The following is a 16,134-nucleotide window of genomic DNA, read 5'->3' as shown; positions in this document are numbered from 1 at the left end:
GGGATCACATTAAATGTGTGGCGAAAACCGACTCCCTGTTGGTAATGGATAGTAACCGGGCGGGCTGGGGACATTTACGGGATTTATACCGTTGATTTGCTGCTTCAGGCCGGATTCGGCTCAGTCTACGGGATTTATACCGTTGATTTGCTGCTTCAGGCCGGACTCGGCTCAGTCTACGGGATTTATACCGTTGATTTGCTGCTTCAGGCCGGATTTGGCTCATTCTGCGGGATTTATACCGTTGATTCACTTCGTCGGGCCGGTTTCGGCTCATTCTACGGGAATTATACCGTTGATTTGTTTCGTCGGGCCGGACTCGGCTCAGTCTACGGGATTTATACCGTTGATTCACTTCGTCGGGCCGGATTTGGCTCATTCTGCGGGATTTATACCGTTGATTTGCTTCGTCGGGCCGGATTTGGCTCATTCTGCGGGATTTATACCGTTGATTCACTTCGTCGGGCTGAAATGCAACGATTCTAGGGCATTTCTGCCTTTCTTTTTCCTCTTCGGGCGGAATTGCACCCGATCTAGGGCATTTTTGCCCTTGTTTTGTCACTTCGGGCTGAATCACACCGATTTTAGGGCATTTTTGCCCTTGTTTTGCCACTTCGGGCTGAATCACACCGATTCTAGAGCATTTTTGCCTTTCTTTTACCTCTTTAGGCTGAATCGCACCGATTCTAGGGCATTTTTGTCTTTCTTTTGCTACTTCGGGCTGAATTGCACCCGATCTAGGGCATTTTTGCCTTTCTTTTGCCACTTCGGGCTGTATTGCACCCGATCTAGGGCATTTTTGCCTTTCTTTTGCCTCTTCGGGCGGAATTCCAGTGACTCAGGGGCATTTTTGCCCTTATTGTTCCTCTTTAGCTTTTAGTTTGAATTAAATACGAGACTATGGCATCAACCAGAATCGGTGTTGTTTATTATTATTAATTTGTTTAAAGGTCACAGCTATAGTCGCACTTACATCCTACTCACCACTCTTACACATACTCCCACTACTCACTTTTGCTCCCATTCCTTACCTCAATCCCACTACTTACTCTTACTCTACTCCTACTCCTACTCCTACTCCTACTCCTAGTCCTAGTCCTTACCTCGATCTCACTACTCACTCTTGCTCATACTCCTCACCTTACTCCCACTAATCTCTCTTACTCTGCCCCCTCCTCCTCTCCCACCAATCGAACCTAAAAAAGGCCCCCATAAACGAGGCCTTTTCTTCATTTCCTAATCATAGCTCGGAACACGAATTTGGGCAGCACTGCCTGTCTGCGCCATCGCGACTTTTGTCCCTTCGCAACGGGAGCGAACAAAAGTCGATGCAACCACTCCAGATTGAGTTTTTTCCATAGCGCTGGTGCAGGAGTAACTTTTCCCGCTATTACATCTAAGCTGCCCCCCACGCCAAAAACAACTTTTACCTGCGTAAGCTCCTGTTTGTGCTTATATACCCATTTGTCAGAGTATGGCGCACCCATCGCAACGATCAGGAAATCTGGCTGTGCGCGCTGTATTTCTGCTACAATGGCAGGCTCCTCTTCCTTGGTAAGAAAACCATTATGTCTTCCTGCAATCTTCACATTCGGATATAACTCCGTGATCTTTTCGACCGCTTTACAGCTGGTAAGCTCATCTGTTCCCAAGAAATAAAAACTCCATCCCAAGCTATTTCCTTGCTCCAAAAGCTCAAGAAGCAGCTCATATCCAGTTACCCTCTCAGCAATAGGATCGCCTTTTCTTTTTGATGCCATCACAATGCCAATCCCGTCAGGAGTGATTAGATCCGCTTCTTGAAGTATGGTTCGTAGCAGCTCGTCCGATTGACTTGTTATCGTAATTTCCGGGTTAGCCGTGATCAAATGGAAAAGTTTCGATTCCCCAGATTGAATATGTTTTGTTAGATGAAGTGTTGTCTCATGTAGTGTTAGTTTTGAAAAGGGAACTCCTAATATTGAAACTGTCCCGTCCATATAATCACCTCTCACTAAAATTCCACTTCAATATACCTTACCATAATCAAGAGGAGGAAGGGGAGTCATTTAAGTTACTTAATCACCACAGCTACTACGCTACCCAAACACTTCAGCCATTCCACCGCTTCAACCATTTAGCCATCCCCAGCAACCCCGCCACCACAGCTACTCTACTCACCCAAACACCCTATAGCTCCACTCACTCCTCCATAAACTTCCACCACTCTACTAACCAAGGTTCATCGATCCCCCGCATGCGGAATTCCTCTACAAGTATCTTCCGGAATCGTTTTTCCATTTTGACAAAGTTATTATCCTCCTGGTACATAGGGGCAAAGGATTCATCATCTCTAATAAAACTCCAAAAATCGCCCGCACACTCCATAATCTTTCGGCCGACAGTCGTTTGTTTGGCTACAGGTACCAGCCATTTGTCATAGGGGTAGGGGTGACCTTCAATAGTAATGGCACAGCGTAATGCTTCTTTATAAAGAGAAACCGCTAAAAATAAAATAGGAAAGGCGTCGCCACGCACTACCGGATTATCTAAGCTTTTGGCATAACTTCGTAACTGTATGTATGAATTCTTACGAAATCTCATTAGGACTTCAGGTTGGAGGGGCACATAGGCATCAAAAAGCGACTTTACATCCAATCGGTCATAGTAGATATAAGAAATAGAAGCATTCCACAGCCATTCCATATTTCCGCTCATTAACGCCGCTTTGATTTCTGATATTTTATGCAGTGTGTAATGTCCGGACTTGCCGCTGGGAAGTCGTAAATCCATAAAAAAACTACTTTGCTCCGGGATCAGCTCCGCTTGCTCGAACCGATGATTAATGCTGCTATAATACTCGTCCTGACAAATAATGATTACATCCACATCCGACTGCTCATCCACCACACCAAGTGCGGTCGATCCATCAAGGAGAATACTTACCCGCTGACTCTCCTCTTTCATTAACGGATGATTTAGAATTTCTTGTGTGATATACTGCCCAATTTCCTCTAATAATTCGCTATGAACCTGCGTCTTATCAGGTGTTAATAAAATATCCGACAACACTGATTTCACCATCTCAACCCCAACCTCCAATCAATCTCAATTTCTCAAAAAATAAAACGCTTACACCTAACCTAATATTTGGATAATGGAGTACCATTCTACACTCCTAATATATATCTTGCAAGGATAAATGAAGTACCCTTTTGCCTAAGCCTAAATATAATGAAGTATCTATTTACTTGGAAAGGGGTAAAAGCATGGCGCAGCCAAAAGTGATTGCTACAGTCCGCTCTGCCGGACCGATCGGAGATATAAAAGTAAATGTCGTCACGAATCGAGTATACTTTGTAAACCCAGACACCGAGGCTGGAACTATCGGGGTATTGGAGGGCAGAACTAATCGCATTATCGCTCGGATCCCTGTAGGAAGACTGCCGTCTCAGCTCGGAATCAACCCCCAAACCAACCGGATTTATGTACCTAACTTCCGTGACGAAAACGTATCTGTCATAAACGGGCGGACAAACCAGGTAATCAAAACTGTCAAAGTAGGCCGATTCCCAGACAATATCGGAGTAAATGTTCGCACCAATCTGATTTATGTAACTAGCGCATTCGGAACCCTATTCGTCATAGACGGGAAAACAAATCAGGTCCGTAAAAAGATTGAAATCGGTGGACGCCCCTCCAGAATTGTTATCAATGAGCTTACCAACCGTGTCTATGTGACCAATACAGTAAATGATAGCGTCACCGTCATTAACGGAACTACACAGGCGATCATTGCGACAATAAAAGTCGGAAGTAACCCCGTGATAGCGCCAGCACTTAATAAAATTACCAATCGTATTTATGTCGCTAATAACTTGAGCCGGTTTCTTTCTGTGATCAATGGCCGAACCAATAAATTGTTGCGTAATGTACAGCTGGGACGTTTGCAAAGTGAGGTCGTTATAAATCCGCTGACGAATCGTATTTATGTCTCAAGTGCACAAGTGGAGGGTAAGGGCAGGCTGTTTGTCATAGATGGGCGCAACAACAAAATTATAACCACAAAGGTGTTGCCTACCTCCTCCAACACGATTATCAACCCGAATACAAATCATTTATTTGTTGGTAATTTTGATAAGAATCATATGTCCGTTTATAACGCCACCACGTTTAAACGGCTCGCAAGATTCTCCTCCGTATCAGGCAGCACTGTGCTAAACCCGCTCACAAATAGAATTTATGTAGGTGGAAACGACTCCATAACGGTCATTCAAGATGGACCAAGACTCACTCAGAGTTCTATTTTTAATTAAGACAAAAAGACGCCCACCATAGGTGAGCGTCTTTCTACATATCAAATTACATCGATCTAGCGGATGAAACTTGTTTAACAGCCACTTTTTCCTCGACTGTTTCTGTATCCTTAGGCTGTATCCCTCTTTTTATGAAGAAAGCTAGGATAAAGGCAATAATGGCAACGCCTACTGACACTAAGAACGCATCATTAATTCCTTCGATCGTTGCTTTTGCGATGACTTGGTTTTGAATGCCAAGCAATTGCTCTGCAGAAGGCTTAGCCGTTAATTTACTCACAGCTTCAGCTACCATATCTTTGACATGTGATGTGGTACTGTTAGACATAATCGTTACAAGCAGCGCCCCGCCAATCGCCCCGGAGACTTGCTGAATCGTACTGTTCATGGCTGTACCATGTGGTGTATATTTAGCCGGGATGGAGTTCAGACCATTGGTCATCACAGGCATCATAACCATTGAAATCCCGAACATTCTCACAGAATACAAAATCATAAGTGTCGAATATTTCGTTGTCTCAGTTAGATCACTAAAGAAATACGTACTGATCACTACGATAGCCAGACCGATTAACGCTAAGACTTTGCCGCCGAATTTATCGAACAATTTACCTGTGATTGGAGACATAACCCCCATAATCAAAGCACCAGGCAACATTAGGAGTCCCGAATCCAGAGGTGAAATACCTCTAATATTTTGCAGATAAATCGGCATTAACATCATGGCTGAGAACATCGCCATATTCAGTGTAATCGAAATCGCTGAGGATAAAGCGAACATCGGATATTTGTACACTCTGAAGTTAAGCATAGGCTCCTTCATCTTCATCTGGCGCATAATGAATATCACTAAACCAATAACCCCGATAATAAGGGTGGAGTAGACCATTGGATCATCCCATCCTTTATTCCCAGCGGAACTGAAGCCGTATAGAAGACCCCCGAACCCAATCGCTGATAGAACTACAGATAGAATATCAATTTTAATAGCCACATCTTTTTTAGGATCATGCAGTTTGAAGAAGGCAAGAATGAACACCAATACGGCGATCGGTGCAATCATAAAGAACAGCACAGGCCATTCATAATGCTGAATAATCCATCCTGAGAGTGTAGGACCAATGGCTGGTGCAAAAATCATAACCAAACCAAACATCCCCATGGCCGAGCCACGTTTTTCAGGTGGAAATGTGGTGAACAATACATTCATTAATAATGGCATCATAATCGCGGCCCCTGAGGCTTGGACCATTCTCGCAATCAATAATACAGGGAAACTTGGAGCAAAGCCTCCAATAAAGGTCCCTATTGCAAATAATCCAATGGCGATTAGGAATAATCGTCTGGCTGTATACTTTTGAATTAAAAAGGCCGTTGAAGGAATCATGATCCCGTTCACTAGCATATAACCCGTCGATAACCACTGTACCGTTGAGGCACTGACATCAAAATCCTTCATAATCGATGGTAAAGCTATATTGAGTAAGGTATTACTCAGTAAGGCAACAAATGCACCAATCATAAGGATTGCCAAAATCCCATAGGACGCTTTACTTTCTTTCGTTTTCATTTTGGAATCCTCCATTCTATAATCATACCGTCGGTTCATATTTGAACTTATGTTACAATGTAGAATATATTACTCTTATATTTACTGCTTGGCAAGTCAGAATTCATTTAAAAACTAAATTGTATTAAGTGGAAATATAAGCTAGTCTATTTTACGTGAAGTGTTTTTTTGCACAAAAGAGTCCAGCTTAAAGGGGCACCTAAGATGATAAATAAACGGAAAGAGCAAGTGATTCAAAAAGCACATGAATTATTTATTGAAAAAGGCTACCACGCCACATCCATACAGGACATTCTGAATCACAGCCGGATCTCCAAAGGATCTTTTTATAATTATTTCCCTTCCAAGGGGGATCTCTTTAAAGCTGTATTCACCTCTATTCATGACCAGCTGGAAGAAGGCAGAAATGGCCTGCTCATTGGCCAGGACCCCTCTGACATTGATATATTCGCTAAACAAGTTCAACTGGTTATGAAAATCAATAAAAAAAATAAATTGTTGCAGCTGGTTGAAGATGCCCTGGTCTCCAATGATCCGGACTTAATTACGTTCATCAAAAAAACTAAATTCACCTTATTAACCTGGGTGCATGAACGTTTCCTGCATATATTTTCTGAAGATAAAAAGCCCTATCTACTGGATGGAGCCATCATTTTCACAGGCATCTTGCAACATATGCTGCAAATTAACAGTGCCATGAATGAAGTCATTACCTCTCAACAAATCATTAATTATTGCACTACTCTTATCCAGACGATTGTTGAGGACTTAAGTGAAAAAGGAATGCAGCTTATCTCCCCCGATCATGTAGGGAAACTATTGCCTGTTGCTGAATACACTGATTTTTTTAATAATGATTTATCGTTTGCGACCGTAAGCTTAAAAAAAATCATAGATAAATCATTCGCCGCCGATGATCCCAGCCTGTCCAATGCACTGAAGCTGTTATATTTTATCCAAGAAGAGATCATGAACAATAAGGAACCAAGAGAGTTCTTAATCGAAAGCGCCCTGCTCTCCTTGAAAATGTGCCCTCAGTTTAATGAAACGAAGGAATTTGCACATTATCAGACAGTGTTATCTGCAATGCTCTAAGCACAATCAAAGTATGGCTTCAATCATTTAAGCGTATTCTAAACGCAAGGCACGAAACTAAAAGTGTGGTGACCGATTTGTTCAAGCTTTTATTAATCGAAGATGATACAACGCTGTTTAATGAGATCAAAGAACGGCTTACGCAGTGGTCTTATGATGTATATGGCATTCAAGATTTCAACAATGTTACGCAGGAATTCACGGAAATCAAACCTGATTTAGTGATAATTGATATCCAATTACCCAAATTCGATGGATTTCATTGGTGCAGAATGATTCGCTCTCACTCTAATCTGCCGATTATCTTCTTATCCTCTCGGGATCATCCGACAGATATGGTGATGTCCATGCAGCTGGGAGCCGATGATTATATCCAAAAGCCCTTCCATTTCGATGTACTCATTGCCAAGGTGCAAGCCATTCTCCGGCGGGTGTACAATTACAATACGGATAACATTGAACTCAAAACGTGGTGCGGAGCTACCGTCGATTATGAGCGGAATTCAGTGACCAACGACACGGGAACGATTGAGCTTACCAAAAATGAGATTTTCATATTGAAATTGCTCATTGAGAAAAAGAATAAAATTGTCACCCGCGAGGAATTAATTAATAGCTTATGGGACGATAAGCGCTTTATTAGCGATAACACCCTTACCGTCAACGTAAATCGGCTGCGCAAAAAGCTCGACGAGCTTGAATTAGGGGCGTTTATTGAGACGAAGGTTGGACAAGGGTACGTAGCCATTGAAGAGGATTCTCTATGATTAAAAAGTACCTGCTCGAAAGACTCGGTTGGATTTTGCTTTTTCTCTTTGTACATCTATTTATGCTCTTTATCACCTTTATGGACCCGACCATCCCCCTGTCTTCAGTGCTCTATCTGGTCTCTTTATCGATGATTTTTTTCGTAATTTTTCTAGTCATTCGCTATCCTAAGGAAACCAGATTTTATAAAAGCTTAAATGAGCGGGACGATGATCTCGATCTGACAAGCATCGCTCTTGCCGAAAGTCCTTTTGAGAAAATCATCGAAGAGAGCATCACCAACCAAGTGAAATTGTTAAAGCGGAATGCTTCAGACAATTTAATGAATTTGGAGCAAGAGAAGGATGAGTTGTTATCCTGGATTCATGAAGTAAAGACTCCACTGACCGCAATGCATCTAATGATTGAGCGTATAGAAGATGATGTTATGAAGGGGCACTTGACCTATGAGTGGCTGCGTATTCACCTGCTGCTGGATCAGCAGCTCCATCAAAGACGGATACCATATATTGAAAACGATCTGTATATGGAGCAAATTGATATAGAAACGGTTATTTTTAGTGAGATTAAGACGTTACAGTCTTGGTGTATTCAGAAGGGAATCGGCTTTGAGTTGAACTTAGAAGCTGCTGAAGTGCTTAGTGATGCTAAATGGCTGGCTTTTATCCTCAGACAACTTCTAACCAACGCCGTAAAATATAGTGAAGCTTCTGATATTACAGTGAATAGCTACCAGCAAGCTGAACATATCGTTCTTGAGGTGAAGGATTGCGGGCGCGGGATAGATCCGAAGGACCTGCCGCGCATCTTCGACAGAGGGTTTACTTCCACTACTGTACATCGCGACAATGCCGCCACAGGCATGGGCTTATATTTAGCTCAGAAAGCAGCTCAATCCTTACTCATCATCATCGGGGTTCAATCCAAGCTCGGAGCGGGATCAACATTTACGCTAACCTTCCCACTCAAAAATGAATTCGTTAAAATCTCAAGCATGTGACAACAATGTCACATGCTTTTATATTTTGTTCGGGCAATCGCAGGATAAGAACAATAAACTTTTTTATAATAAAGCTATACAAGAAGAAACGAAGGAGTGAATCATTATGGCAATTCTAGAAGCTACTAAAATTCATAAAAGCTATGGCAATAAATTAAACAAACAATCCGTGTTAAGCGGACTCGATATTCGTATAGAAGAAGGCGAATTCGTTGGCATCATGGGGCCTTCCGGTTCAGGTAAAACCACCCTACTCAACGTACTCTCGTCGATCGACAAAATCAGTAACGGATCTATTACCATCGAGGGCAATGAAATCTCCAATATGAAAGAGAAGCAGCTTGCTGAATTTCGCAAGAATCATTTAGGTTTTATATTTCAAGAATATAATCTCTTGGACACGCTGACGGTAAAGGAGAACATCCTGCTGCCACTATCCATTACCAATACACCCAAGAAAGCCGCCAATCAGAAATTCGAAAGTCTCGCAAAGGAATTGGGGATTTTGGAATTAAAAAATAAGTACCCCAATGAAATCTCTGGCGGTCAAAAACAACGTACCTCAGCAGCTCGTGCCTTCATTCATGATCCAAGTATTATTTTTGCAGATGAGCCTACCGGGGCGCTGGATTCTAAATCCGCTTCTGATTTATTAAATAAGCTAAGTGAACTCAATCAAAAACGAAAAGCAACTATCGTTATGGTTACACATGATCCAGTGGCTGCCAGTTATTGCAGTAGAGTTATTTTTATAAAAGATGGAAAAATCTATACGCAACTAAATAAAGGAGAACAATCAAGACAAGTTTTCTTCAACGACATTATAAAAACACAGGGTGTATTAGGCGGTGTGCAGAATGAGCATTAATGTATTAATGATTCGAAATCTGCGAAAAAACATCCGAAATTACTACCTATACGTGTTTGCGCTAGTTTTTAGTGTGGCCTTATATTTCGCCTTTGTCACCTTGCAATATGATCCCTCGATGGATGAGCTGGAAAGCTCTATCAAAGGGGGCGCAGCCATCACGGCTGCCTCGGTTTTACTAGTCGTAATTGTCTCTATTTTCCTGTTGTATGCTAATACGATCTTTATCAAACGACGCGGCAAAGAAATTGGCTTATTTCAGTTAATTGGAATGACCAAAAATAAAATTTTCCGCATTCTTTCGGCAGAGAACTTTATCCTATATTTCGGTTCCTTGATCCTAGGGATATTAGTAGGCTTTTCTATCTCAAAATTGATCCTCATGATCTTATTTAAAATAATGGGGGTCGATGCTATAGCCTCCCTTCATTTCTCTATCGAAGCTTTGATTCAGACATTGATCGTATTCTGTGTGATTTATCTTTTGATCATGCTGATGAATTATGGATTTATTAAAAGACAAAGTATCTTATCCTTGTTCCGGGTGACCTCAACAACAGAAGGTACAGTAAAAAAGTTATCCTTCTTTGAAATGATCATAGGGATTGTCGGAATTGGCCTAATCCTACTGGGCTATGTGCTCTCCTCTAAATTACTTACCGACGACGTAACCTCAATGAATCAATTGGCTATATCCATGATTACTATTTTGGGATCCGTCATTATTGGGACCTATCTATTTTATAAAGGCTCGGTAAGTTTTATTTTTCATATCATTCGTAAGCGGAAAAACGGCTATCTGAACATTAGAGAGGTTCTATCTCTTTCCTCCATTATGTTTCGCATGAAATCCAATGCCGTATTATTGACCATCATCACAACGGTATCGGCACTAGCCCTGGGTTTATTATCCCTTAGCTACATTTCCTTTTACTCTGCTGAGAAAACTTCCAAGCAATATGTCCCAACGGATTTTGTATTCACGAATGCCCAAGAGGCTGAACAATTTACAAAGATCCTAACGGCAAATGATTTAGTATTTACAGAAAGAAGGACCCAAGTCCTTCAGGTCGATGTAGATGTTGAAGAGATTCTTGTTAAAAAACCGGACGGAGACAATATGTTTTCAAATATTATGACCCTGGCGATCATAAGTGAAAATGCACTTGAAGACGTTGATCTAACTCCAGATAAAGCTTATTTTACGAAATCAAGCAGTGCACTGGATAATTTTGTTACTATGAAAGATAAAGGTGCGATTGAACTCAAAGGGTTACATGAGGTTTTTCCACAGGATTATAAAAGATTAGATATCGAAAGTCCCATTTCAGGGTATTACACAGGTGGTGGCTTACCGGTTGCGGTTGTAGACGAATCGATCTTTAAGCGCTTAAAGAAGGATTTAGATCCTGCCCTTCAAAGGGGATCCTCCCTTAATATCGGGATTGATATGAAAGTCCGGGCAAGCGTTGAACAGGCAAACGAACTTTTCAAGACCTTGAAATTTGATGAGAAAAACAAACAAGACTCTCAATTAGAGTCGATAAAAGGTCAAAAACAAAATATGGGACTCATTATGTTTATCGTTGCTTTTCTGGGGTTAACCTTCTTGATTACCTCCGGATGTATTCTATACTTTAAACAAATGGATGAAAGTGAAAATGAAAAACCTAACTACACCATTCTGAGAAAGCTTGGGTTCACGCAAGGTGATTTGCTCAGAGGTATACAGATGAAGCAATTGTTCAACTTCGGTATTCCATTAGTCATAGGTCTGCTTCACAGCTACTTCGCCGTTAAATCCGGCTGGTTCTTATTCGGCACAGAGCTTTGGACACCGATGATTCTGGTGATGCTGTTATACACTGCTTTGTATTCGATCTTTGCAATATTGTCCGTCTTCTATTACAAAAAGGTAATTAAAGAGGCGCTTTAAAATAACAAAGGTGTTCCAAAAGCCATCATGGCTTAGGGACACCTTTGTTTGATTTGATATCATTTACAGGTAGGAGGCACCGGCATCTATCGGACACAGATGAACCTCTTTCTAAGTAATAGCGTCACTGGAGTCCGAAACCCTGCTCTATAGGCTAAAAATTCGCAAATAACGCCAACGGGGTCCGTAACGCTCAGAGGATCTGTCGAATCCCTCAGCTATTCACAATCCCCAATACAAATCCATCATAACCTTTGCTTCCCACCGTCTGAATGGCAGTAGCCGAAATTCTAGGCTCTTCAGCCAACAGATCATAGAATTCCCGTACGCCTACTACACGAGCGTCTTCGCTATTCTCATTAATGACCTCACCTTCACGAATCACATTATCTCCAAGGATCACCGTTCCGGGCTGGGAGAATTGCAGCGCCCACTTTAAATAGTTAGGATTATTCGGTTTATCGGCATCTATAAAAATAAAGTCGAAGGGTTCAACGCCCTCTTGTTTCATCTGAGACAGTTGCACTAATGCATCCCCTACACGAAGCTCTACCAGATGATCCACCTCGGCAAGCGAAAGATTAGCTTTAGCTACCTGCGCATGAATGGGATCCAGCTCCAAGGTAACTATCTGTCCGTCAGACGGCAGGGCTCTTGCCATCCAAATCGTACTGTACCCGCCCAAGGTGCCAATCTCCAAAATCCGGCGTGCACCTTTCATTTGCACCAGTAGATTGAGGAATTTCCCCTGACTAGGCGAAACATCAAAGGGCGGCAACCCTGCCTGTTGATTGGTGACCAACACTTCTTCCAACACAACGTCCTGTGGAATCAGGCGCTCTGTAATATACTGATCGACTTTATCCCAAGTAGTCGTTTGATTCATATTTATCACTTCTCCTTTAGTATTGATTTTGGTTTAGATGAACTTATAAATTCCACATTTAGGGATCGTTCGTAACTACGAGGAGTGTTTGGACTTCCGGTCGCTGTTGTCTCCAGATTTCTTCAATTTAAACACTGTTCATGGTTGAAATCCGGAGACAAAGGCGATCGCTACGCTCCTACAGTTCCAAACCTCCTCTCCATTATTCCTTTCCCTAATCTCATCTTTCCAAGTTCATCTTTATATCTGTATTGTAAATCAGTTATAATCATAAATATAATATATCTTTATATTTAATTTATATATTTAATATATGAATCGAAGAATGGGAGTTTAACCATGAACCTACATGCCTTACGCTTATTCCATGTAATCGCATCGGCAGGCAGTGTGACACGCGCTTCAGAAATTTTAAATATAAGTCAGCCTGCCATCACTGCGCAGATTAAGAAGTTCGAAAAGGAACTGTCCTTTGCCCTATTTAAACCTCAAGGCAGAGGAATTGCTTTAACGGATGCAGGGGAAGAGCTTACTCTACTCGCCAAGCGACTATTCGCCGTAGAACAACAAATTGAGCAATTCGCTCAAGATTATGTTAACGGCAGTAACGGAAGTATCCGTCTAGCCGCAACGTATTTGCCTGCTCACTTTCTCATTCCTACCTGGATTGCAAAGTTTAAGCAGCAATATGAACAAGTGGAGATGATGATCACCACTACCAACTCAAGTGATGCCCTCAAGCAGCTGTTAAATGTAGATGTGGATATAGCTATTTATGGAGGAATCGCCGAGGCTTATCCAGATACAATCCAGACAGAGGAGTTATTTCAGGACGAGTTATGGTTTGTAGTCGCACCCGATCATCGTTATGCCAATCAGCAAGTTTCAATATCCGAAATGATGAAGGAACCCTTCGTTATGCGTGAAGAAGGGAGTTCAACGCGGGAGCGATTATTATCTTTATGCCGCACATACAACACACCCGCTCCTATCATCTCTTTGCAATTTAATGGACTACATGAAGCCATCAAAGCCGTTATCGCCGGATATGGTGCAAACTTCGTTTCTTCATTAGTCGTACGCAAATACGTAGAGCGTGGAGAATTGTGCCGAGTATATGTAGAAGGCGTCCATCTGAAAAATACCATTGCGATCTGTACACGTAAAAATGAGCCCTTATCAGCAGCCGCAGTGAATTTAATTGAGATGATTCGACACAATCCTTATACGATATAGCGGAATGATTGCTCATTCCCAACAAAAGAGGCCTTCCCTTTCGGGAAAGCCTCAAAGCTTCTTTTTTTACACCGTCCGATCCAATTTAACTTCAAACGCACCTCCAGTTACATAATCCATGTACCTAGTATTTCCGTCGAAATCCAAATAAGCTTGATAGCGGGTACGAATAGCCGCTGCAGAAATCAGATCCAGCACCTTCTCCTTGGCTACCCACATCACTTCAGATGTTTCCTCCGAAGTACTTAATTCTCCACCCACGGGCTTGCAGATAAAGTCTAACATGACCTTGGTAGGAACATCCGTCTCACCGTCATACCATTTATGCATACCTGTATTCGAATACACGCCAATCAATTGAGAAACAACGACATCTATTCCACTTTCCTCTTTAATCTCGCGAATTAGTGCATCCATTAGGTTTTCTCCAACTTCCACTTGTCCTCCAGGAAATACCCAGCCACCATGATGTGTTTTTACTAAAAGAATATCTCCCTCTTCATTTATTGCAATTCCACCCACCGCTACAATATGTGTTGGCCAAGCCATAGATAGCACCTCTTTTTTTAGAAGAGTCTAGCAATTTATCGATAATCTGTAAACGATATTTTTCTATTCCATAACGCTTTAAAAGCTTCGCACTGTTCTATTAAATCATCAAACTTCCCTTCCCCAACAATTGATCCTTGATCCACTACCAATATCTTATCAACGTCTTTTATAAAATTAAGCCTGTGGGCCACAATGATGATAGTTTTATCCTTAAATTCATTCAAAATCGTCTCCATAAGACTTTGCTCAGTGATATTATCAAGCGCTGACACGGGCTCATCCAGAATTAGAATATTTCTTTTTTGGGCAATGACTCTGGCAAACGCTAATCGCTGTCTTTCGCCTCCTGATAATTTGAGACCTTTTTCGCCTACCAAAGTATCTAAGCGATCCGGTAAATGGCTTACTTTTTCCTGCAAATGAACTTTATCTAGAATCTCATATAGCTCTTCATCCGACAGAGTATCCTCATCAAATACAATATTATCCCTTATCGTAGCATCAAAAATCGGCGTATCTTGGGATAGATAGGAAATATGATCATAGTAGCTATTCAAACGAATCTCATCGATATCCTTACCGTCCAGTAAGAGTTCACCTTCGCCCTTTTTTAATAACCCCACAATCAATTTAATCAGCGTAGATTTCCCGCCTCCACTTAATCCGACAATAGCAACGGAAGCTCCTCGCGTAAGCGAAAAAGACAGGTTATTCAGTATCTGCACATTCCCATAAGTAAAGGACACCTTCCTAAACTCAATATTGCCTTGGAGCTCAGTGATGGCTTCTCCGGATTCCAAGTTCTTATCTTCTGGGGCAGCAATAAATTCCTCGAATCTTCTGTAGGTCACTTTATTCAGTCTGTAATCTACAAATAAAACATTAAAGATGGCAATTGGGGTATAAATTTTATCGATGAACATAAACAATGCGACCACAATACCTAGTGAGGTCTCGCCTGCGACAATGCTTTTCACACCATAAATCAGGACAACAACTTTAATGATCGTGACAAATAACTCGAATATAGCAAAAAAAGCTTCATGGATCATTTTTAGCTGAGCATTTTTATGAATGATAGTGCGTGCAGTCTGGCTTAATTTATCGATCTCTTTCTCATATCTCTTGTTGGTTCTAAAGACGACCAATTCCATAAACCCGCGGATAGAGAATCTGGACATCTTTTCTTGCTCTTGGAGAATGGCAGCCTTCATGGCATACAGAAATTTCAACAACAGATTTGTTATCAGAAAGACAACCACGTAGCCAGCTGCAATCACTAACATGATCCTTAGATCATAGAAGCTGATAAAGACTAGACTGAATAGAAGAGTAGGTAACAACTCATGTAATGTTTTGAGAAAAAAAGAAAAAATAATGCTGTTTCCAGCCGCTGCCCCGTTCTCGATCACCTTAATCATCTGCCCTGTTCCCATATCCTGATACGCTTGATAATCCATTTTTGATATTTTGGACAGTGCAAGAATCTTTAACCGCTCCGTGATGCTGTTCGATAAAAACACACTCGGGTATTCGTCTATATAATTCAGGATCGCCACCCCAGCTAGCAGAAACCCATACACCATAATTAATGTGGATATTTCACCAAAACTGTTGATTACCGTGGCCTTATCTAATATTTTTTGAAAGACAACAACCCCTAAACTACTTAACAGCTGAATGGCAAAACCCAATAAAATATAACCACATACCCACCACTTTAGATGAGCTAGACTCTTTTTTAACATATCATTTATCCCCTCTTTTAATTGAATGCAAAAAAGCCAGGCGCCCCTATCCCACTGTAAAAAACCATCCACAAATAAACGGTTCTCTAAGTTAAATAGGTTAAGTGCCTGGCTCTACAAAAATAGCTGCCTATGGCACCGTTCAAAGCTCTAGTTAGTTGTAACCAAAAGGGTAGATTC

Annotated in this window: 14 protein-coding genes; 8 read left to right on the top strand and 6 right to left on the bottom strand. The window is 41.5% G+C overall.

The window, feature by feature from the left end:
- Window positions 1–96: 96 nt before the first annotated feature.
- The gene (locus NSQ91_RS02175) at window positions 97–486 is read left to right on the top strand and encodes a hypothetical protein (protein ID WP_076304324.1); all 390 of its coding nucleotides are present in this window, start codon (window positions 97–99) and stop codon (window positions 484–486) included.
- Between the two features lie 743 nt (window positions 487–1,229).
- On the opposite strand, the gene NSQ91_RS02170 is transcribed toward NSQ91_RS02175, so the two are convergent.
- Entirely contained in the window at window positions 1,230–1,979 is a 750-nt protein-coding gene (locus NSQ91_RS02170) for a WecB/TagA/CpsF family glycosyltransferase (protein ID WP_076192743.1), read from the bottom strand.
- A gap of 202 nt (window positions 1,980–2,181) precedes the next feature.
- A complete protein-coding gene (locus NSQ91_RS02165; protein WP_076304323.1) occupies window positions 2,182–3,063 on the bottom strand; it encodes a nucleotidyltransferase domain-containing protein in 882 nt (293 codons plus the stop codon).
- A gap of 185 nt (window positions 3,064–3,248) precedes the next feature.
- On the opposite strand from NSQ91_RS02165, the gene NSQ91_RS02160 reads away from it, so the two are divergent.
- Window positions 3,249–4,295 carry a YncE family protein gene (locus NSQ91_RS02160; protein WP_076278911.1) on the top strand — a complete coding sequence of 349 codons (1,047 nt, stop codon included), beginning with the start codon at window positions 3,249–3,251 and terminating at the stop codon, window positions 4,293–4,295.
- A gap of 46 nt (window positions 4,296–4,341) precedes the next feature.
- On the opposite strand, the gene NSQ91_RS02155 is transcribed toward NSQ91_RS02160, so the two are convergent.
- A complete protein-coding gene (locus NSQ91_RS02155; protein ID WP_076124605.1) occupies window positions 4,342–5,865 on the bottom strand; it encodes a DHA2 family efflux MFS transporter permease subunit in 1,524 nt (507 codons plus the stop codon).
- Between the two features lie 204 nt (window positions 5,866–6,069).
- Between NSQ91_RS02155 and NSQ91_RS02150 the strand changes: the two genes are divergently transcribed.
- From NSQ91_RS02150 to NSQ91_RS02130, 5 genes are all read left to right on the top strand, one after another.
- The gene (locus NSQ91_RS02150; protein WP_248549116.1) at window positions 6,070–6,960 is read left to right on the top strand and encodes a TetR/AcrR family transcriptional regulator; all 891 of its coding nucleotides are present in this window, start codon (window positions 6,070–6,072) and stop codon (window positions 6,958–6,960) included.
- Window positions 6,961–7,037: 77 nt separating this feature from the next.
- Window positions 7,038–7,727: a response regulator transcription factor gene (locus tag NSQ91_RS02145; protein WP_076124606.1), complete on the top strand. Its 690-nt coding sequence runs from the start codon at window positions 7,038–7,040 to the stop codon at window positions 7,725–7,727.
- A complete protein-coding gene (locus tag NSQ91_RS02140) occupies window positions 7,724–8,728 on the top strand; it encodes a sensor histidine kinase (protein WP_076124608.1) in 1,005 nt (334 codons plus the stop codon). Before NSQ91_RS02145 ends, NSQ91_RS02140 begins: the two co-directional genes overlap by 4 nt.
- Before the next feature lie 106 nt (window positions 8,729–8,834).
- Complete coding sequence (locus NSQ91_RS02135) at window positions 8,835–9,596, top strand: ABC transporter ATP-binding protein (protein ID WP_038568421.1); 762 nt, start codon at window positions 8,835–8,837, stop codon at window positions 9,594–9,596.
- On the top strand, window positions 9,586–11,532 hold the full coding sequence (locus tag NSQ91_RS02130; RefSeq protein WP_076124609.1) for an FtsX-like permease family protein: 1,947 nt from the start codon (window positions 9,586–9,588) through the stop codon (window positions 11,530–11,532). Before NSQ91_RS02135 ends, NSQ91_RS02130 begins: the two co-directional genes overlap by 11 nt.
- A 214-nt stretch (window positions 11,533–11,746) precedes the next feature.
- Here NSQ91_RS02130 and NSQ91_RS02125 read toward each other — a convergent pair whose 3' ends face one another.
- Window positions 11,747–12,418, bottom strand: a complete 672-nt coding sequence (locus tag NSQ91_RS02125) for an O-methyltransferase (RefSeq protein WP_340916283.1) — start codon at window positions 12,416–12,418, stop codon at window positions 11,747–11,749.
- A 339-nt stretch (window positions 12,419–12,757) separates the two neighbouring features.
- Between NSQ91_RS02125 and NSQ91_RS02120 the strand changes: the two genes are divergently transcribed.
- Window positions 12,758–13,654 carry a LysR family transcriptional regulator gene (locus NSQ91_RS02120; RefSeq protein ID WP_340916281.1) on the top strand — a complete coding sequence of 299 codons (897 nt, stop codon included), beginning with the start codon at window positions 12,758–12,760 and terminating at the stop codon, window positions 13,652–13,654.
- 66 nt (window positions 13,655–13,720) lie between these two features.
- On the opposite strand, the gene NSQ91_RS02115 is transcribed toward NSQ91_RS02120, so the two are convergent.
- Complete coding sequence (locus NSQ91_RS02115; RefSeq protein ID WP_076101239.1) at window positions 13,721–14,203, bottom strand: NUDIX hydrolase; 483 nt, start codon at window positions 14,201–14,203, stop codon at window positions 13,721–13,723.
- 35 nt (window positions 14,204–14,238) lie between these two features.
- The gene (locus NSQ91_RS02110) at window positions 14,239–15,954 is read right to left on the bottom strand and encodes an ABC transporter ATP-binding protein (protein WP_076124614.1); all 1,716 of its coding nucleotides are present in this window, start codon (window positions 15,952–15,954) and stop codon (window positions 14,239–14,241) included.
- Window positions 15,955–16,134: the final 180 nt, after the last annotated feature.

Origin of the sequence: Paenibacillus sp. FSL R7-0048, from assembly GCF_038004505.1 — a bacterium.
Classification (GTDB): Bacteria; Bacillota; Bacilli; order Paenibacillales; family Paenibacillaceae; genus Paenibacillus_AQ; species Paenibacillus_AQ odorifer.
Note: the sequence above shows the minus strand (reverse complement) of the source record. Positions and strands in the feature narration are given on the sequence as shown.